The 18,620-nt window shown below is 72.7% G+C and carries 21 protein-coding genes; 15 read left to right on the top strand and 6 right to left on the bottom strand.

Annotated elements, in window-relative coordinates; translation table 11 throughout:
• Positions 1–6: 6 nt before the first annotated feature.
• Genes dapE through VHW64_RS19600 form a run of 5 tightly spaced genes read left to right on the top strand, consistent with a single transcriptional unit; the run spans position 7 to position 3,403 of the window.
• On the top strand, positions 7–1,071 hold the full coding sequence (gene dapE / locus VHW64_RS19620) for a succinyl-diaminopimelate desuccinylase (protein ID WP_329652262.1): 1,065 nt from the start codon (positions 7–9) through the stop codon (positions 1,069–1,071).
• 5 nt (positions 1,072–1,076) lie between these two features.
• Positions 1,077–1,847: a TIGR00730 family Rossman fold protein gene (locus tag VHW64_RS19615; RefSeq protein WP_329652261.1), complete on the top strand. Its 771-nt coding sequence runs from the start codon at positions 1,077–1,079 to the stop codon at positions 1,845–1,847.
• On the top strand, positions 1,847–2,188 hold the full coding sequence (locus VHW64_RS19610; RefSeq protein ID WP_329652297.1) for a DivIVA domain-containing protein: 342 nt from the start codon (positions 1,847–1,849) through the stop codon (positions 2,186–2,188). Before VHW64_RS19615 ends, VHW64_RS19610 begins: the two co-directional genes overlap by 1 nt.
• A 24-nt stretch (positions 2,189–2,212) precedes the next feature.
• Entirely contained in the window at positions 2,213–2,620 is a 408-nt protein-coding gene (locus VHW64_RS19605; protein ID WP_329652260.1) for a hypothetical protein, read from the top strand.
• A 6-nt stretch (positions 2,621–2,626) separates the two neighbouring features.
• A complete protein-coding gene (locus VHW64_RS19600; RefSeq protein WP_329652259.1) occupies positions 2,627–3,403 on the top strand; it encodes a M14 family zinc carboxypeptidase in 777 nt (258 codons plus the stop codon).
• 3 nt (positions 3,404–3,406) lie between these two features.
• Here the strand turns inward: VHW64_RS19600 and VHW64_RS19595 are convergent, their stop codons facing one another.
• Together VHW64_RS19595 and VHW64_RS19590 are read right to left on the bottom strand one after the other, a co-directional pair.
• On the bottom strand, positions 3,407–4,216 hold the full coding sequence (locus VHW64_RS19595; protein WP_329652258.1) for an enoyl-CoA hydratase-related protein: 810 nt from the start codon (positions 4,214–4,216) through the stop codon (positions 3,407–3,409).
• 50 nt (positions 4,217–4,266) lie between these two features.
• Positions 4,267–5,058: a PaaX family transcriptional regulator C-terminal domain-containing protein gene (locus VHW64_RS19590; protein WP_329652257.1), complete on the bottom strand. Its 792-nt coding sequence runs from the start codon at positions 5,056–5,058 to the stop codon at positions 4,267–4,269.
• A gap of 164 nt (positions 5,059–5,222) precedes the next feature.
• Here VHW64_RS19590 and VHW64_RS19585 point away from each other — a divergent pair, with 164 nt between their 5' ends.
• Positions 5,223–5,390 (top strand): DUF3117 domain-containing protein, encoded by a 168-nt coding sequence (locus VHW64_RS19585; protein WP_329652256.1) that lies wholly within the window; start codon positions 5,223–5,225, stop codon positions 5,388–5,390.
• A gap of 1 nt (position 5,391) precedes the next feature.
• The gene (locus VHW64_RS19580) at positions 5,392–6,915 is read left to right on the top strand and encodes a leucyl aminopeptidase family protein (RefSeq protein ID WP_329652255.1); all 1,524 of its coding nucleotides are present in this window, start codon (positions 5,392–5,394) and stop codon (positions 6,913–6,915) included.
• Between the two features lies 1 nt (position 6,916).
• On the opposite strand, the gene VHW64_RS19575 is transcribed toward VHW64_RS19580, so the two are convergent.
• Entirely contained in the window at positions 6,917–7,573 is a 657-nt protein-coding gene (locus VHW64_RS19575; protein WP_329652254.1) for an O-methyltransferase, read from the bottom strand.
• A 265-nt stretch (positions 7,574–7,838) separates the two neighbouring features.
• On the opposite strand from VHW64_RS19575, the gene sigE reads away from it, so the two are divergent.
• From sigE to VHW64_RS19560, 3 genes are all read left to right on the top strand, one after another.
• Positions 7,839–8,432 carry an RNA polymerase sigma factor SigE gene (gene sigE, locus VHW64_RS19570; RefSeq protein WP_329652253.1) on the top strand — a complete coding sequence of 198 codons (594 nt, stop codon included), beginning with the start codon at positions 7,839–7,841 and terminating at the stop codon, positions 8,430–8,432.
• The gene (locus VHW64_RS19565) at positions 8,429–8,977 is read left to right on the top strand and encodes a zf-HC2 domain-containing protein (protein ID WP_329652252.1); all 549 of its coding nucleotides are present in this window, start codon (positions 8,429–8,431) and stop codon (positions 8,975–8,977) included. The genes sigE and VHW64_RS19565 overlap by 4 nt, the downstream gene beginning before the upstream one ends.
• 63 nt (positions 8,978–9,040) lie before the next feature.
• Entirely contained in the window at positions 9,041–10,339 is a 1,299-nt protein-coding gene (locus VHW64_RS19560) for a trypsin-like peptidase domain-containing protein (protein WP_329652251.1), read from the top strand.
• A gap of 11 nt (positions 10,340–10,350) precedes the next feature.
• On the opposite strand, the gene VHW64_RS19555 is transcribed toward VHW64_RS19560, so the two are convergent.
• A complete protein-coding gene (locus VHW64_RS19555) occupies positions 10,351–10,602 on the bottom strand; it encodes a helix-turn-helix domain-containing protein (RefSeq protein WP_329652250.1) in 252 nt (83 codons plus the stop codon).
• Between the two features lie 100 nt (positions 10,603–10,702).
• Here VHW64_RS19555 and VHW64_RS19550 point away from each other — a divergent pair, with 100 nt between their 5' ends.
• Entirely contained in the window at positions 10,703–11,374 is a 672-nt protein-coding gene (locus VHW64_RS19550; RefSeq protein ID WP_329652249.1) for a hypothetical protein, read from the top strand.
• Entirely contained in the window at positions 11,371–12,639 is a 1,269-nt protein-coding gene (locus VHW64_RS19545) for a hypothetical protein (protein WP_329652248.1), read from the top strand. Before VHW64_RS19550 ends, VHW64_RS19545 begins: the two co-directional genes overlap by 4 nt.
• Here the strand turns inward: VHW64_RS19545 and VHW64_RS19540 are convergent.
• Positions 12,602–13,939, bottom strand: a complete 1,338-nt coding sequence (locus tag VHW64_RS19540; RefSeq protein WP_329652247.1) for a hypothetical protein — start codon at positions 13,937–13,939, stop codon at positions 12,602–12,604. The genes VHW64_RS19545 and VHW64_RS19540 overlap by 38 nt on opposite strands.
• 19 nt (positions 13,940–13,958) lie before the next feature.
• Entirely contained in the window at positions 13,959–14,321 is a 363-nt protein-coding gene (locus VHW64_RS19535) for a hypothetical protein (RefSeq protein WP_329652246.1), read from the bottom strand.
• Positions 14,322–14,439: 118 nt separating this feature from the next.
• Between VHW64_RS19535 and VHW64_RS19530 the strand changes: the two genes are divergently transcribed.
• From VHW64_RS19530 to VHW64_RS19520, 3 genes are all read left to right on the top strand, one after another.
• Positions 14,440–15,879, top strand: a complete 1,440-nt coding sequence (locus VHW64_RS19530; RefSeq protein WP_329652245.1) for a wax ester/triacylglycerol synthase family O-acyltransferase — start codon at positions 14,440–14,442, stop codon at positions 15,877–15,879.
• A 120-nt stretch (positions 15,880–15,999) separates the two neighbouring features.
• The gene (gene pruA, locus VHW64_RS19525; protein ID WP_329652244.1) at positions 16,000–17,628 is read left to right on the top strand and encodes an L-glutamate gamma-semialdehyde dehydrogenase; all 1,629 of its coding nucleotides are present in this window, start codon (positions 16,000–16,002) and stop codon (positions 17,626–17,628) included.
• Positions 17,629–17,638: 10 nt separating this feature from the next.
• The coding region (locus VHW64_RS19520; protein ID WP_329652243.1) for a proline racemase family protein at positions 17,639–18,620 on the top strand (982 nt) is incomplete at its 3' end.

Raw genomic sequence — 18,620 nt, 5'->3', positions numbered from 1 at the left:
ACGACCATGAGCCTCGACCTGGACGCCGACGTCGTGACCCTGTGCGGCCAGCTCGTCGACATCGAGTCGGTGAGCCGCAACGAGCGCGAGATCGCCGACGTGGTCGAGGCCGCGCTGGGCCCGCTCGCGCACCTCGACGTCGTGCGCCGTGGCCACACGGTCGTCGCGCGCACCGAGCTCGGCCGGTCCGAAAGGGTCGTCATCGCCGGGCACCTGGACACGGTGCCGCTCAACGACAACCTCCCCAGCCGCAACGACGGTGTCGACCTGCACGGGCTGGGCGCCTGCGACATGAAGGGCGGCGACGCCGTCATCCTGAGGCTCGCCGCCGGCGTCCCCGATCCGGCGCGCGACGTCACGTTCGTGCTCTACGAGGGCGAGGAGATCGAGAGCGAGTTCAACGGCCTGGGACGGCTCGTCGCCGACGACCCCGGTCTGCTGGGTGCCGATCTCGCGATCCTGATGGAGCCATCGGACGGCGTGGTGGAGGCCGGCTGCCAGGGCACGATGCGCGTCGACGTCACGACGGCTGGCGAGCGCGCCCACAGCGCTCGCGCGTGGCGGGGCGTGAACGCGATCCACCTCGCCGCGCCCGTCCTGGACCGGCTCGCGGCGTACGAGCCGCGGATGCCGGTGATCGACGGCCTCACCTACCACGAGGGCCTCAACGCGGTCGGCATCAGCGGCGGCGTCGCCGGCAACGTCCTGCCCGACCGGTGCACCGTCAGCGTGAACTACCGGTTCGCCCCCGACCGGAGCGAGGCGGAGGCCGTGGCCTACGTCCGGGCGTTCTTCGCCGGGTACGACGTCTCGGTCGCCGACAGCGCGCCGGGTGCGCTGCCGGGTCTGGACCGGCCGGCGGCGCGGGCCTTCGTCGACGCCGTGGGCGGGACGGTGAACCCGAAGTTCGGCTGGACCGACGTGTCGCGGTTCAGCGCGCTCGGCGTGCCGGCGGTCAACTTCGGTCCCGGTGACCCGATGCTGGCCCACAAGCAGGAGGAGTTCGTGCCGGTCGAGCAGCTCCGGCACTGCGAGCGGGTGCTCGCCGCGTGGCTGCGAGGGAAGAGGTGAGCTCGATGTCCGAAGGTGGCTCCGGCGCCCGGCAGGAGAAGCACAAGGGTCCGGTCGTGATGCGCGGCAACCAGGTCGACGGCACCACCACCGACCAGCGGCTGCTCGACTCCCGGGGGCCCAGCGACTGGGTGCACACCGACCCCTGGCGGGTTCTGCGGATCCAGGCGGAGTTCGTGGAGGGCTTCGGCGCGCTGGCCGAGCTGGGTCCGGCGATCGCGTGCTTCGGCTCGGCCCGCACCAAGCCCGAGGATCCTGTCTACGCCATCGGCGAGGAGGTCGGGCGCAAGCTCACCGCGGCGGGGTTCGCGGTGATCACCGGCGGCGGCCCCGGCGCCATGGAGGCCGTCAACAAGGGCGCCAGCGAGGCCGGGGGCACCAGCGTGGGCCTCGGCATCGAGCTGGCCTTCGAGAACGGCCTGAACGACTGGGTCGACATCGGCATCAACTTCCGCTACTTCTTCGCCCGCAAGACGATGTTCGTCAAGTACTCCCAGGGGTTCGTCGTCCTTCCCGGCGGGCTCGGCACCCTCGACGAGCTGTTCGAGGCCCTCACGCTGGTGCAGACCCAGAAGGTCACCAGCTTCCCGCTCGTGCTGATCGGCACCGACTACTGGCAGGGGATGATCGACTGGCTGCGCGACCGGGCGCTGGTGCACGGCACGATCAGCCGGTCCGACATCGACATGCTCCAGCTCACCGACGACGTCGACCACGCCGTGTCCCTGATGGTGGAGGCGCGCGAGCGCGGCCGCAGCCAGGTGGCCGGACCGTGATGTGGCTGTTCGCGATCCTGGTCGTGCTGGCGCTCGGCGGGGTCGCGGTGATCGCAGCGGGCAGGGGCACCCCGATGTCTCGGGCCCACGACGACGCCCTGGACGCCCTGGTGCCGCATGAGGGGCCGGTCACGGCCGACGACCTGCGGCGGATCCGGTTCCCCCTGGCGTTCCGGGGATACCGGATGGGCGAGGTCGACGCGCTGCTGGACCGCCTCGCCGAGGAGCGGGAGCGACCCGAGCAGGCGCGGCCGGCCGCCGAGTCGCCGGACCGGCCCGACCTGCCCCATCGACCGGGACGCGCATCCGTGCCCGGGGCGGGCGAGGATGCTGCCGGATAGCCACCTACGGCACACTGTGGGGGCGTGAAGCCCGTCTACGTCGTCGACGTCCTCACCCTGCTCTCCGCGGTGGTCGTCGTCCTGACCCGGCTCCGCCTCTCCCAGCGCCGCGCAGGCGGTCAGCACCAGGTGGGAATGGGCACGGTGAACCTCCACACCGGCTTCGGGGTCGTGGCGCTCGCGCTGTGGGTGCTCTTCCTGGTCACCGGGCAGACCAGGTCCCTGGTCGGCGTCGTCGCCCTCTTCTTCTACTGGCTGACCGCGCTGATCGGGCTCCTGATCCTGCTGCGCTGGACGCCGACCCGCGGCCGGCATGCCTCGGAGTCGGCCGACGACGGCTGGTCGGGCGGACCGGGGTTGTCGATCCTGGCGCATGTAGGGATGCTGGTGGGTGTGCTGGTGTTCACCTGGTTCTACGCGACGCAGAGCTGAGCGGGCGTGCCGTCGTCTCGGGCCGCGCGCTCGCGCCGTACTCCGCTCCTGGGCGCGCTCCTGGCCCTGGGCCTGCTACCGGGGGTCCTCGTGCTCCAGGCGCCGCCCACCTCCGCGGCCGGCCGCCCCCGCGCCGTGCTCGAGAAGGTCGTGATCGGCCACAGCGTCAAGGGACGCCGGATCACGGCGTACCACCTCGGTGAACCCGGTGCGAAGAAGGTCGTGCTGATCTCGCTGATGCACGGCAACGAGCCGGCGCCGCGCCGGATCTTGACGAACCTCGTTCACGGCCCGCGCGTGCACGGCATCGACCTGTGGGTGGTGCCGGTCTACAACCCCGACGGGTTCGCGCGAGGCACCCGGCGCAACGCCCGCGGGGTCGACCTCAACCGCAACTACCCCTACAAGTGGATCCGGCAGACGGGCAACTACGACTCCGGGCCGCGGCCGCGCTCCGAGCCGGAGACCCGCGCGATGATGGCGTTCCTGAAGAAGGTCAAGCCGGCCTACGTCCTGTCGTTCCACCAGCCGCTGCACGCCGTCGATGTGACCGAGCGGCCGGCGTTCTCCCGGAAGGTCGCCAAGGCGCTCGGGCTGCCGACGTCGCACCTGCGGTGCGGGAGCAGCTGTCACGGGACCATGACGATGTGGTTCAACCACCGGTTCAAGGGCTTCGCGCTCACCGTCGAGTACGGCGCCCACCCCTCCCGCGCGCGGCTCCGGTCCGCGCCGCGGAGGATCCTGGGCCTGTTCGACGCCTGGCGCGGCCACCACGCGTCCTGAGCCCTACCGCCCCTGGAAGGTCGGCTTCTGCTTGGCGAGGAACGCCGCCACGGCGGCGGCGTGGTCGGCGGTCCGGCCGGTGCGCGTCATCTGGGCCGACTCCATCTCGAGCGCCTCGGTGAAGGTGTGGTCGGCCGCGAAGGTCAGCGACCGGCGCATCGCGCCCAGCGCCACGGTCGGCCCGGCCGCGAGTCGCGTGGCGAGGGCGGTCACGACCTCGGCGAGCTCGCCGGCGGGCACCACCTGGGTGGCCAGGCCGAGGGTGAGCGCCTCGTCGGCAGCGACCGTGCGCGGGAAGTAGAGCAGCTCCAGGGCCTTCGCGCGACCGACCAGGCGCTGGAGGGTGAAGCTGGAGCCGGTGTCGCAGGAGAGCGCGATGTTGGCGAAGGCGAGGTTGAAGCCGGCGGTGTCGGCGACGATCCGAAGGTCGCAGGCGAGCGCCAGGCTGGCCCCGGCCCCGGCGGCAACGCCGTTCACGGCCGCGACCACGGGCTTCTCCATGCCGACGAGCGCCGAGACGATCGGGTTGTAGTGCTCCTCGACGGTGCGGAACAGCCGGTCGGTCGCCCCGCTGTGCAGCAGCTCGACGTGCTCCTTGAGGTCCTGACCGACGCAGAAGGCGCGCCCGGTGCCGGTCAGCACGACGCAGCGCACGGCCAGGTCGTCGGCGACCTGCCGCACCGCCTCGAGCAGCGCCTCCTTGGTGACGACGTCGAGGCTGTTCATGGCCTCGGGACGGTTCAGGGTCACGGTCGCGACGCCGGCGGCGACCTCGATCAGCACCGGGGAGACCGCGCGGGAGGGTTCGGCCATGACGGCAGGCTTTCACACCCGCTCAGCCGTGCTCCACGTCGGGCAGCTCGCTACGAACGCCCCAGACAGCGACTGACGTAGCGCTCGGAGGCCGGCTTCAGGCGCGACGCCTCGTGCGTGAACAACGCGGCGGCCCCGGCGCCGGGCCAGTCGGCGGGCAGCAGCTCGGCGGGCAGTCCGGGGTCGTCGAAGAGGAACTTGCGCCATTCGTGCACGAGTCGGAACCGGGCCGCGAAGGCGCGTTCGTCCGGGTCGCCCTCGCCTTCTGTGAGCGCGCCGTCCTCCTGCGCCAGCAGCCGGCCCGCCACCCCCGGCCAGGCGGCGTAGGACGTGGCGAGCCTCGCGAGGTCCCAGGCCGAGAGCGGGTCGGGGTCCAGACCGACCGCGACGCCGTATCTGGCCGAGCCTCCGGCGCGCGCGATGACCTCTGCCACGTCGGGATGCTCGAACGGGCACAGCCAGACGCCCGGGGCGTGCTCGGCGTAACCGAGGTAGGTCAGCTCCTCGCGCAGCCGCTCGCGGTCACCGCGGTGGCGCGGAGCGTCCAGGAAGACCATCCGCCAGCGGCCGTCCCACGGCGCGGGCGCGCTGCGATAGATCCGCGCCGCCGCCTCGGTCAGCCGGCCGATGGCACGCGGACTCGCGCGGTAGCCCGGCGCGTCGTCCACGCGCGCCGGCTCCAGCCACCCCTGCGCCGCCATCCGGGAGATCGCCGTCCGGACCGCCGGCTCGGCGATGCCGACGGGCTCCAGCAGCCGGATCAGCGCGGAGACGGGCGCCTGGTCGCCGCGCGAGCGCAGGTGGTCGCCGTACACGTCGAACAGGGCCGAGCGGGCGCGCATGCGCGTCACTGTGCCAGGTCGGCGACCGTAGACGGGGCAGGGTCCGGGCGTCGTCGGTGGCGATAGGGGATAATGGTCACGCATCAGGCGTGTCGGGGGGTCTCGTGCCCTCCCGCGCCTCCAGGTCCTTTAGCGAGTAGAACTCGAGAAGAAGAGGTGCGCGGATGGCGGCAATGAAGCCGCGGACAGGTGACGGTCCGCTCGAGGTCACCAAGGAAGGCCGCGGCATCGTGATGCGCGTGCCACTCGAAGGTGGTGGGCGTCTCGTCGTCGAGCTGAACGCCGAGGAGGCCGGCGCCCTGGGCGACGCACTCAAGGAGGTCGTGGGCTGACGTGCCCGCGCCGACACCGGTTCTTCCCGTCCAGGTATCCCCGCCCGCCTTCGCGCTGAGCAGCCGTGCCGCCGCCGAGCTGACGGGAGTCGAGGCGCTCGCGCTGCCGTTCCGTGTCGGCGCCGAAGGCCCGGTCCTGGGTCCGGGCACCGCGGAGGCCGGAGCGGAGCTGGGCGTCGACCTCGCCGGGCTCCTGACCGCGCGGCGCGCCAAGGGCAAGGCGGGCGAGGTCGTCGCGATCCCGATGGCGCGCGAGGCCCTGCGGCTCGTGGTCCTCGTAGGTCTCGGTGACCGCGCACCCGCTGACTACCGCCGGGCCGGAGCGGCCGTCGCCCGGGCGGTCCTCGACCACGAGTCGGTCGCGACGACGGTTCCGGCGGAGTCCGACGCCGAGTCGCTGACGGCGTACGTCGTGGGCTCGATGCTCGGCTCGTTCGGGTTCCACTGGCGCTCCCAGGGGCCCGAGCACGAGCCCGTGCGCCGCATGGTCCTGGCGGGGCTCTCCGGCGACGACCACGCGGCGGCCCTCGAGCGCGGGCTGGTCCTGGGCGGAGCCGGCTGGCGGTCGCGGACGCTGGCCACGGTGCCGTCCAACCTCAAGTCGCCCCAGTGGCTCGCCGAGCAGGCCGAGGGGCTGGCCGCGGAGAGCCACCTGGCCTGCGAGATCTGGGACGAGACGCGCCTGGCCAAGCAGGGCTTCGGCGGCATCGTCGCCGTCGGCCGGGGCTCGGCGACGCCGCCCCGGCTGATCCGGCTCGACTACACGCCCCCCGGCGGGCGGCGTGCCCCGCGCGTGGTCCTGGTCGGCAAGGGGATCACCTTCGACTCCGGCGGGCTGTCGATCAAGCCGGCCGAGGGCATGGCCACCATGAAGCGCGACATGACCGGCGGTGCCGTCGTGATGGCCGTGCTCGGCGCGCTGGGCGCGCTCGGCTGCCCCCTGCGCGTGACGGGTCTGATCCCGGCCGCCGAGAACGCCGTGGGCGGCTCGTCGCTGCGCCCGGGCGACGTGGTCACCCACTACGGCGGGCGCACCAGCGAGGTCCTCAACACCGACGCCGAGGGTCGGTTGGTGCTGGCCGACGCGATGGCCTACGCGGTCGACAAGCTCGACCCGGCCGTGCTCGTCGATGTCGCCACGCTGACCGGGGCGATGAAGGTCGCGCTGGGTCAGTGGACCGGCGGCTGCTTCGCCAACGACGACGCCCTGGCGAAGGCCCTCCTCGAGGCCGGCGCGGCCGCGGGGGAGCCGCTGTGGAGGCTCCCCCTCGAGCCGGACTACGAGGACACCTTGACCTCGACCGTCGCCGACGCCACCAACGCCCCGGGTGGCCCCGGGGCGATCACGGCCGCGCTGTTCCTCCAGCACTTCGCCGGCGACATCCCGTGGGCCCACCTCGACATCGCCTCGGCCGGCGACGCTCCGAGCGACTCCTACGAGTGGACCAAGGGTCCTTCCGGCTTCGGCCCTCGGGCGCTGCTGACCTGGCTCACCGGGCCAGAGCCGCTGGCCGGCATCGGCTGACTCAGGGCACCCATTCCTTCTTCGCGACCAGCAGCCCGTCGCCGACCGGCAGCATCACCGGCACCAGGGTGTCGTCGGCGGCGACCTGGCGGCCCAGCTCGCGGATCACCGAGGTGTCCTCGTCGCGCTGCGCCGGGTCGGCCACGCGGTCATGCCACAGGGCGTTGTCGAACGCGACGATCCCACCGGGTCGCAGCAGCCGCAGCGCCTCCTTGAGGTAGGCGGCGTACTCCGCCTTGTCGCCATCGCAGAACACCAGGTCGTAGTGGCCGTCGGTGAGCCGGGGCAGCACCTCGAGAGCGGCTCCGGCGATGGTGCGCGCCCGCTGAGCGGGGACGCCGGCATCGTTGAACGACTCCCGCGCGAGACGTTGGTGCTCCGCCTCGATGTCGATCGTCGTGAGGACTCCGTCGGGCCGCATCCCGCGCAGCAGCCACAGGCCGGACACGCCGGCCCCGGTGCCGACCTCGACGACGGCCCGGGCCTCGATCACCGAGGCCAGGAAGCGCAGCGCCGCGCCGCCGCCGTTCCCGATCGGCACGGCTCCCACCTCCTCGGCCCGAGCGCGGGCCGAGGCGAGCACGTCGTCCTCCTCGACGAAGGTCTCGGCATAGGTCCAGGTGGCCGGCTTGGGGGCCGGCAGGGGCGTCGGGGTCATCGGGCGTCCTTCCGGACGGGGACGGCGGTCAGCCGACCCTACCGCGCAACCGAGTGCTCGATCCGGGAACACCGGGCCCACGCTCGTTCGTTGAACGGATCGGTTTCACACGGTGCGGACGGCCTTTTGTCAGGTTCCTCTCAGCCGTGCCCACGAGAGTTCCAGGACGGAGCACGGGGTGTTGTTCGGGTCGCGACGAGCCGATCGGGAGTTGCGGCGCCCGGCTGGTCAGCCAGCCGGGCGTGCGCGCGAGGAGGTCGATGAGGTGGAGGAGCAGGCGACGTCCCTGGTGCCCACCTGGGAGGAGATCGTCGAGGGGCAGTCCGACCGCGTCTACCGTCTCGCCTTCCGCCTGACCGGGAACCGTCACGACGCCGAGGACCTCACCCAGGAGGTCTTCGTGCGGGTGTTCCGCAGCCTGTCGACCTACCAGCCCGGCACCCTCGAGGGCTGGATCCATCGCATCACCACCAACTTGTTCCTCGACCAGGCGCGCCGCAAGCAGCGGATCCGCTTCGATGCGCTGTCCGACGAGCGCGCCGCCCGGCTGCACAGCCCGCAGCCCGCCCCCGAGGTGGCGTACGCCGACCAGACCTTCGACGACGACATCGAGCAGGCGCTGGCCACGCTCCCGCCGGAGTTCCGGGCCGCGGTCGTCCTGTGCGACGTCGAGGGACTGTCCTACGACGAGATCGCGCAGATCCTCGACGCCAAGCTGGGCACCGTCCGCAGCCGCATCCACCGTGGGCGGGCGATGCTGCGCGCCGCTCTCGCCCACCGTGCCCCCGCCGAGGGCCGCACCCGCTACCAGGGTCCCGCGGCCTCGACGTCCGACCTCGCTCCGGGGGCGGCGTCGTGATCGGCCACCTGGGCACCCGAGTCAGCGCGCTCCTCGACGGCCAGCTGTCCCCGGCCGACGAGGAGCGCGCGTGGGAGCACGTCCACTCCTGCCACCAGTGCCGCGACGCCGTCGAGCGCGAGGGGTGGGTGAAGACCCGCCTGGCGACGATGCAGCTGGCGGGCTCGCCGGCGCCGTCCCACCTCAAGGGCTCGCTCCTGTTCGGCGGTCTCGTCGGGTGGCCCGAGCTGGCCGACCTCGCGACCTTGTCCGACCTCTCCGAGCATCCGGCACTCGCCGGAGCTGCCCGCCGTCGTCACCTCGGGCTGGCAGGCATCGGCAGCGGGGCTGTGGGCGCGGCGGTGATGGGCGTGCTGGCGTTGGGGGCCTCGCCGGCCAACGCACCGGGTGCCGTCGTCGGTCCGACCGGCGCGTCGGTCGGGTCCGCGCTGAGCTACGCCATCTCCACCGTCGTCGACCGCGAGCCGCCGACGCCCGCGCACGACCACGAGCGCCGGGGCACCCCGCCGGTCGCGGCCGGCGCGCGTCGTACACTCACGCCCTAGGGCCCGCTCGGCCCGCAGGCCGCCCGGTGCCCGGGCGGTGACCCTTGTGGAGAGTCAGGACCCGTGAGCGACGAGCACCCCAGCGTCCAGCCGGGCGAGCCGGCTCCGTCCCACCCGTGGACGCCGCCGGGCCCCACCTTGGGCTACGGCGACCCTCGACCTCAGGCCCAGCCCTACCCGAGCCAGCCCTACCCGAGCCAGCCCTACCCGACCTCCCAGCCGTATCCCGTACAGCACCGTGCCGCGGACCGCCCGCGCGGCCGGGTGCCCGGCTGGCTGTGGCCGGTGGTCACCGTCGTGGCGCTGGTGGTCGGGGCCCTCGGTGGCCTCGCCGGCGGGGCGATCTACCAGAACGTGCACGGTGACGCGACCGCGGGCCGGCTCAGCGGTGGCCTGGCCGGCGCCGGCACTCGGACCAAGGCACCGCTACCGGCGGGCAACCACTCGGTCGCCTCGGTCGCCCAGCGCCTGCTGCCCAGCACCATCCAGGTGCTCGCCGAGTACCAGGGCAAGAAGGACGGCGCCACCGGCAGCGGCTTCGTGCTCGACCGCTCGGGCCACTACATCACCAACAACCACGTCGTGGCCGACGCCGTGTCGGACCACGGGCCGATCGAGATCGTGGACCAGCACGGCAACGAGTACAAGGCGATCGTGGTGGGTCGCAGCCCGACCTACGACCTCGCGGTGCTCTACGTGAGGAACGGGCCCCGGCTGCCGCCGGCCAGCCTGGGGTCTGCCTCGGTGCTGCGGGTCGGAGACCCGGTGGTGGCCTTCGGCTCGCCGCTGGGACTCAGCTCGACGGTCACCTCGGGGATCGTCAGCGCGCTGAACCGGCCGGTGACCACCAGCGAGACCGGCTCCGACTCCTCCTTCATCAACGCGGTGCAGACCGATGCGGCGATCAACCCCGGCAACTCCGGGGGACCGCTGGTCGACCTCAGCGGCCAGGTGGTGGGGGTCAACTCCGCGATCGCGACCACCGGAGGGACCCAGTCGGGTCAGGCCGGCAACATCGGCGTCGGCTTCGCGATCCCGATCGACCAGGTCAAGATCACCGCTGACCAGATCCTGCGCACCGGGCAGGCGAGGTACCCCGTGATCGGTGCGACGGTCAACACCGGCGCCACCGGCGACAGCGGTGCCACGATCCTCAAGGTGGGCTCCGACAGCCCGGCCTCCCAGGGCGGCCTCCACCAAGGTGACGTGGTGACCCGGGTCGCGGGGGAACGCGTCCTGGACGGCATCGCGCTGATCGTGGCGATCCGCGCCCACGAGCCCGGTGACACGCTGAGCTTCACCGTCCAGCGCGGTGGCTCCCAGCTGTCGCTGCGGATCACGCTCGGCTCCCAGGTCGGCTGAGCAGCGCGACGTCACCGGACGGGCGGCTCGTCCTTGGCCTCGGCCTCGGTGAAGGGGTGGGCGTCGACGAAGGCCCGGGCCTCGTCGTACATCCGGTCGATATAGGCCTCGAGCTGCGAGGACTCGACCCGCCACTGTCCGCGGCCACCGATCTTGATGGCGGGCAGCTCGCCTCGTCGGACCAGCGCGTAGACCTGCGCGCTGGAGGTGTTGAGGATCTCGGCGACGTCCGCGAGGGTGAGGAACCGCGGGCCGGGTGCCATGGTGCCATCGTTGCACGTGGGATCGAACGGCGTGCCGCAGCGACAGCCAGCCTGTGGACGACGGAGCCGGCCGGGCCGGCGTTGGCTGGATGATGTCCGCGTGGATCTCGGGAACATGGAGGTGCCCCCTGCGCGGCGCGCCTCGACGCCGGGGTGGCGTGACCCCCGGCTCTGGGTGGGGCTCGCCATCGTGGCCGCGTCGGTGTTCGCAGGCGCCCTCGTGCTCGGCTCGTCGGACGACACCGTGCCGGTCTGGGTCGCGTCCACCTCGCTCGGCGCCGGCCAGTCGCTGACCTCGGGTGAGCTCGCCGTACGCCGGGTCCGGTTCGCCGATGCCGACGACGCGGCGCTCTACCTCCGCGCCGACCAGCAGCTCCCCGCGGACCTGCACCTGAGCCGCGACGTGGGCGCCGGTGAGCTGGTGCCACGGGCCGCCGTCACGACGGCCTCCGGTCCTGACCTGCGCGAGGTGCCGGTCTCGGTGTCCGCCGACCAGGTCCCCGGCGACCTCTCGACGGGCGACCGCGTCGACGTCTACGTGCGACCCACGGCCCAGACGGCCTGTCAGGCGGCTCCGGTCTGCCAGGGGCGGCCAGCCCTGTCCGGGGTCGGCGTGCTCGACGCCCCTGCGGCCGACGACCAGTTCGGCTCCGACGGCGCCAGGCTGGTCGTGCTCGCGATGACCCCGCCCCAGGCTCGGCACTTCTTCGGCCTGCTCGCGACGACGCAGGCGGCGACGCTGACCCTCGTGGGTCGCGAGGCCGTCCGGTGATCGTGGTGCTCGTGGTGGCTGCGGGAGCCGCCTGGGAGTCGCCGGCGCTCGAGCTGGTCGCCTCACGCCAGGGAATGGTCGTGCTGAAGCGCTGCGTCGACGTAGAGGAGCTGCTCGCCACGAGCAGTGCAGGTCAGGCCGACGCCGCGGTGGTCGCCCTGGACGCCCCCGGTCTGGACCCGACCGCCATGGACGTCCTGCGGCGACACCAGCTGCGTGTCGTCGCGGTCGGTCCCGACTCCGATGCGGCCCGCGCGCGGGCGGCGCGGCTCGGCGTCGACGCTCTGCTGTCCTTCGACCGGCTCGACTCCCTGCCCGACGCCCTGGAGGCACACGTCGGGGACGCGTCCGACGACCGGCGGCGGCCCGCCCGCCCGGCCGACGGCGATCTGGCGAGCGACGGACGCGTCGTCGTGGTCTGGGGACCGGCCGGTGCGCCGGGCCGGACCACCGTCGCGGTGTCGCTGGCGTCCGTGCTGGCACGACGCGGCCTGCCGACGACGCTGGTCGACGCCGACCCCTACGGCGGCACGGTCGCTGCTCACCTCGGGATCCTCGACGAGGTCTCGGGGCTGCTCAGCGTGGCGCGACTCTCCGCCGACGGCCTGCTCGAGGAGCGCCTGGCGTCGGCGCAGCGGTCCGTCGGCGACCGGTTGAGCGTGCTCACCGGACTGCCTCGGGGCGAGCGCTGGGTGGAGGTGCGTCCCGGCGTCGTCGAGCGCCTCCTGGAGGTCGCGAGCGCCCGTGGTCACGTCGTGGTCGACACCGGCTTCGGCCTCGAGGACGATCCCGCGGGTGACCTGGGTGGGCGTCCCGCACGCAACCAGCTCACCGTCGGCGCGCTCGACCTGGCCGACGAGATCCTGGTCGTCGGCACCGCCGACCCGGTCGGCCTCGCGCGCCTGGCGCGCGGCCTGGTCGACCTGCGTGAGCGGCTGCCGGGTGTCGACCCGCGGGTGGTGGTCAACCGGATGCGGGCCGGGCTGGGGTGGCCCGAGCGCGAGATCGTGGGGATGGTCGAGGGCTTCGCGCAGGTGAGCGACGTGCACTTCCTGCCTGAGGACCGAGCGGCGACGGACCGGGCGCTGTCGGCCGGGGTCAGCCTCGTGGAGGCCGGGGAGTCCGAGCTGGCGCGCGCCCTCGTCGTCCTCGGCGAGGCGGTCGTGCCTCCGGCGGTCCCGCGGCGCCGGGTCGCTCGCCGCCGCCAGCGACCGCGTCTGGTGTCGGTCAGGAGGAGAACAGCAGATACAGCCCGCCGACGGTGAAGCACACCATCGCGGCCAGCAGCGGCAGCTGGCCGGTGAGCTGGTGCCTCTTGGGCAGCAGCTTGATGGCGCGCTCGTGGGCCACGACCACACCCACGACGTGACCGACGACCACGGCGAGCACCTTGATGTCGGCCAGGAAGGTCGGGTGGTAGGACAGCCAGTACGGGACCACGAGGTTCCCGGTGCCGAAGATGTTGCTGCCGTTGCTCAGGGGGTCGCTGGCCAGGACCAGGGTCTGGGTGCCGATCTCGACGACATAGCTGAGGTAGTGGGCCACGACGTACCCCACGATGATCGGGACCACCGAGACCGCGAGCTGTCCGGGCAGGGCCCGGCGGTCGTGCTCGGGACCGACCGCCGTGGCGACGCAGGCCAGCCAGAAGATCAGGCCGACGGCCACGCAGAAGCCGAGCAGCCCGAGGTTGTTCTGGAGGTACGGCGAGTAGCCGGTGCCCTGGATGAACGTCAGCCACCGCGTCGAGTCGCGGAACGCGTCGAACGCCGTGCTGCCGAAGAGCACCGCCACCACGCCCACGAGGCCCGGCGTGGCCGGGGTGGCGTCCAGGTTGGCCAGGGGGCTGCGGATCACCAACGCCCCGTCGCGGCGGCCCCAGACCGAGGCGCTCGCGACGAGCGTGGAGTAGACCTCGAAGGGGTCGGCGCGGGCGTAGAACGTGCTTCCGAAGACGGCGCCGCCCGCGATCATCAGGCCGAGGTAGATCGCGCACCACAGCCGCACCGGCGACAGGTCGACGTTGTGGGGGTAGACCAGCTCCATCCAGACGAAGGCCAGCAGGCCGAGGGACGCGGGCCACATCCCCAGCCGCTCGGGATAGGCGAGCATGCCGTCGCCGGGCTCGCTGCCCGAGAGCCGCGCGATCCCGGCATTGATCAGCCGGAAGGGGCTGATCGCCCGCCAGACACGGCCCAGCAGCAGCGACGCCGGGACCATGCCGACCCAGATCCAGACGTAGAAGATCCCGAAGATCGGGTTCGTCAGCAGGTCCTTGCCGAAGACCGCGGTCACCACGAGGTAGAGCAGGGCCAGCAGGCCGAGCACGCGGAGGGCCCCACGCCATCCGGCCGAGTCGACCAGCGACGCCAGCCAGGGCGGAGCCGGCCGGCCGCTGGTGGCCGCGTCGTACCTCGGCGTACGCCAGGCCAGCGCCAGGACGAGGAACGACACCGCCACGGCGGCTCCCGCGCCGAGGATGACCAGACCCCGCGAGATCGGGAGGTCCTGGGCGCCGCCCAGGCCGTGCTCGGGAAGGATGCCGCCGGCGATCAGGATGCTCACGGGACCTGCCACGACAGGCTCACTCGGCCTTGAGCTTGAACAGCACCTTGTCGAGGGTGTGCGACTCGACGGTGACCAGACCCGGTGCCCCGATCGCCTTGACCCGGAACGTCGAGGAGCCCTGGGGGTACTCGAACTCCTGCTCCTGGGGCGAGGAGTGCACGTGGATCTCGCCGGCCTTGTCGGCCGTCACGTCGAACTCGATGGGCTGGCCGACCTTGACGTCGATCTCGGTGCCGTTGGGGTCGGTGTCGCTGCCGTTGATCGTGATCGCGATCTTCTTGGTCGGCAGGTTCGACGCCGCGCTGCTCGAGCCGCCGCAGGCGGTGAGGGTGAGGACGCCCACCAGGACAAGGGCGACGAGGCTCGGGACACGGCTCACGGAAGGGCCTTTCTCGCAACGGACTCGGCAGGACCCGCCGGCAGGGCCTCTGCCAGAATCCCATGGCAGACAAGCCGAGCACGCACGGGGCCAGATCCGACGTCAGCGGAGGCAGCGCATGGGTGAACGCCTGCGGGCCAAGGACCTGGCGTTCCTCACCGCGGAGACGCCGACCGCGCCGCGCCACAACGCCACGGTGGAGATCTTCGAGGCTGCCTCGACCGGGTTCGGCCACGACGCGTTGACCGAGCTGGTCGGTGACCGGATCGCGTTCGTGCCGCGCTACCGCCAGCGCGTGCGCCACGTGCCCGGGCGCCTCGCCAACCCCGTCTGGCTCGACGACCCGCACTTCGACCTCGCCTACCACGTACGCCGTTCGGCGCTGCCCCAGCCGGGCGGCATGGAGCAGCTCTGCGAGCTGGTCGCGCGGATCGTGTCCCGCCCGCTGGACCGCAACCGGCCGCTCTGGGAGGTCTACGTCGTCGAGGGGCTCCAGGGCGGTCGCGTGGCGGTGCTCACCAAGGCGCACCAGGCGCTGGTCGACGGAGCCCAGGTGGTCGACCTGGCGCAGGTGCTCCTCGACCGGACGCCCGAGCAGCGCCAGCTGGGATCCGACGAGTGGCGAGCCGAGCGGGTGCAGAGCCCGGCCGGGCTGCTCGCCGACGCCGTCCGCGAGACGATGGGGTCGCCCCGCACGGCGGTCGAGACGATGCGCGGGGCCGCCGGGGCGGCGCGCCGTGATGCCGAGCTCCTCACCCGCCGGGTCGGCGCCGTCGCGGCCCTGCTGACCGGACGCGGCTCCGACCGCGACAGTCCGATCACCGGCTCCCTGTCTCACCAGCGCCGGTTCGTCACGGTCCGGCGCGGGCTCGCCGAGCACCGCGCGGTCCGCGACGCCCAGGGCGGGACGGTCAACGACGTCGTCCTCGCCACGGTCGCCGGCGGGCTTCGGGGCTGGCTGATGACGCGCTCGGAGTCGTTGGCCGGCGTCCGGCGGGTGCGCGCAGTGGTGCCGATGTCCGTGCTCGACCAGGAGCTCGAGGCGACGTCGGTCGGCTCCCAGATCGCCCCCCACCTGGTCGACCTGCCCGTCGGCGAGCCGAGCCCGGTCGTGCGGCTGCACCAGGTCTCCCACTCCTTCCTGGCCCACCAGGAGATCCGACGGGCGGTCGCGGCCAACCGCATCGCCGGCGTCCCCGGCTTCGCCCCCTCGACCTTCCATGCCATCGGCTCGCGCGTCGCTGCCGAGCAGCTGCGGCGCGGGATCCAGCTCTCGGTCACCAACGTGCCCGGTCCACAGTTCCCGCTGTACGCCGCGGGCGCGGTGATGGAGGAGACCTACCCCGTGCCACCGCTGCTGCCCGGGCTCGCGCTGGCGATCGGCGTCACGTCGTACGACGGGCAGGTGTGCTACGGCGTCACCGCCGACCGTGACCTCGTCCCCGACGCGGACACGCTGGCGTCGTGCCTGTCCGAGGCGCTCGACGAGCTGTTGGATGCCAGTGGTGAGGGACGGCCGCGAGCCCCCCGAGGTCGACGCACCAGGAGCACCCCATGACCCGCGGGCACGTTCCCGCCACCCCTCACCAGTGGCCGACGTCGTCGCCGTCCACACCGACCTCGAGGCCTCCCGGCACACCGTTTGTGGGCGCCCGCCTTGTCTGACAACATCGCGGACATGGACGCCGTCACCCACCCGCCGTACCCGGTCAACGAGCCCAACCTCACCTACGCCCCGGGCTCGGCCGAGCGCGCGGCGCTGGTGCTCGAGCTGGATCGCCAGGAGCGGCGGCAGGTCTCGTTGCGCGCCCACATCGGCGGCCGCCGGCGCAACGGTGGCGGCGCCGAGATCCCCGTCGTGCAGCCCCACGACCACCACCACGTGCTGGGCGTGATGAAGAGCTCCACGACCCGTGACGCAGAGGCCGCCATCAAGGCGGCCAAGGACGCGGCGCCCGGTTGGCAGGCACTCTCCTTCGACGACCGGGCCGCGATCATCCTCAAGGCCGCAGACCTGCTGGCCGGCCCCTGGCGGCAGCGGATCAACGCCGCCACCATGCTCGGCCAGTCGAAGACGGCGTTCCAGGCCGAGATCGACGCCGCCTGCGAGCTCATCGACTTCTGGCGCTTCAACGTCCACTACGCGCGTCAGATCCTGGCCGACCAGCCCATCGCCAACAGCCCGGGCGTGTGGAACCGTACCGACCACCGCCCGCTCGAGGGCTTCGTCTACGCGATCACGCCGTTCAACTTCACCGCGATCGCCGGCAACCTCCCCACCGCGCCGGCCCTGATGGGCAACACCGTGGTCTGGAAGCCCAGCCCGACCCAGCAGCTCGCCGCGAGCCTCACCATGGAGCTGCTCGAGGCGGCCGGGCTGCCCCCGGGCGTGATCAACATGCTGCCGGGAGACGGCCTCGACGTCTCGAAGGTCGCCCTGACCCACCCCGACCTGGCGGGCATCCACTTCACCGGCTCGACGGCCACCTTCCAGCACCTGTGGCGCACCGTCGGCGAGAACATCGCGTCGTACCGCTCCTACCCGCGGATCGTGGGGGAGACCGGCGGCAAGGACTTCGTGGTCGCCCACCCCAGCGCCGACGTCGACGTGCTGCGCACGGCGCTGGTCCGGGGGGCCTTCGAGTTCCAGGGCCAGAAGTGCAGCGCCGCCTCGCGTGCGTACGTCGCCCGGTCGGTGTGGAGGCGGATGAAGGACGACTTCCTGGCCGAGGTCGACGGCCTGACCATGGGCGACGTCACCGACCTGTCCAACTTCATGGGCGCGGTCATCGACGACCGGGCCTTCGCCAAGCACAAGGCGGCGATGACCCGCGCCAAGCGGCAGAGCCACCTGAAGGTCCTGGCCGGTGGCCAGCTCGACGACTCGGTGGGCTACTTCGTGCGGCCCACGGTCGTGGAGTCGAGCGACCCGAAGGACCAGATGTTCACCACCGAGTACTTCGGGCCGATCCTCGCCGTGCACGTCTACGACGACGATGACTTCGACGCCGTGCTGGCCGGGATCGACGCGGCCAGCACCTATGCGCTGACCGGCGCGGTCATCGCCCGCGACCGCTGCGCGGTGGCGCGGGCGCAGCACGCGCTCCGCTTCGCCGCGGGCAACTTCTACGTCAACGACAAGCCGACCGGCGCCGTCGTCGGCCAGCAGCCCTTCGGCGGGGCCCGCGCCAGCGGCACCAACGACAAGGCCGGCTCGGCCGAGAACCTGCGCCGCTGGCTTTCGACCCGGACGGTCAAGGAGACCTTCTCCCCGGCGACGGACTACCGCTACCCACACATGGACTGACGGGACCCGCATGAACATCACCAGCATCCGCACCGTCGACTACCACGCCGGCGGCGAGCCGTTCCGTATCGTCACCGACGTGCCGCCGATCGCCGGCGCCACCGTCGCCGAGAAACGGGTCACCGCGCTGTCTGACCCGGACATTGACGGCCTGCGGGCCCTGCTGTGCTGCGAGCCGCGCGGCCACGCCGACATGTACGGCGGGTTCATCGTGCCGCCGGACGACGCGGGAGCGCACTTCGGCGTGCTGTTCTGGCACAAGGACGGTTTCTCGACCGCCTGCGGCCACGGAACCATCGCCCTCGGTGCCTGGGCCGTGCGCAGCGGCCGGGTCCCGGCCAGCCCGTCCGGGGTCACCGACGTGGTGATCGACGTCCCGTCCGGCCGGGTCCGCGCCCGGGTGAGCACCGACGGCGGCCGGGTGGTCAGCGTGGACTTCGTGAACGTGCCCAGCTACGGGCTGCACGACGCGGTGCTGGTCCCGACCTCGCGCGGCGAGGTCAGCTGCGGGATCAGCTTCGGGGGAGCGATCTACGCGCATCTGCCCGCCGCCGCCGTCGGCCTGGACGTCAGCGTGGCGTCGCTGCCGGCTCTGATCGAGCTGAGCCGGGAGATCAAGGCCTTCCTCAGTCCGGCCGACTACGCCTCGCACCCGCTGGACGACCGGCTCAGCGGAATCTACGGCGTGATCTACTTCGCCGACGAGGGGACCGGCCCGGACGGGGCGCTGCGGCAGCGCAACGTCACCGTGTTCGCCGACGGCGAAGTCGACCGATCGCCCTGCGGCTCGGGCACCTGCGCCCGGGTGGCCGCGCTGCACGCCGCCGGCGAGCTCACGCCCGGGCAGGTCCTCGCGCACACCTCGATCAGCGACGCCACCTGGCTCGCCCGGGTGGAGACGGTTACCCGGGCCGCAGGCCGTGCGGCGGTGCTCCCGGTGGTCTCCGGCCGGGCCTACCTGACCGGCGAGCATCGCTTCGTCGTCGACCCCG

This window comes from Nocardioides sp., assembly GCF_036267815.1.
Classification (GTDB): domain Bacteria; phylum Actinomycetota; class Actinomycetes; order Propionibacteriales; family Nocardioidaceae; genus Nocardioides.
Note: the sequence above shows the minus strand (reverse complement) of the source record. Positions and strands in the feature narration are given on the sequence as shown.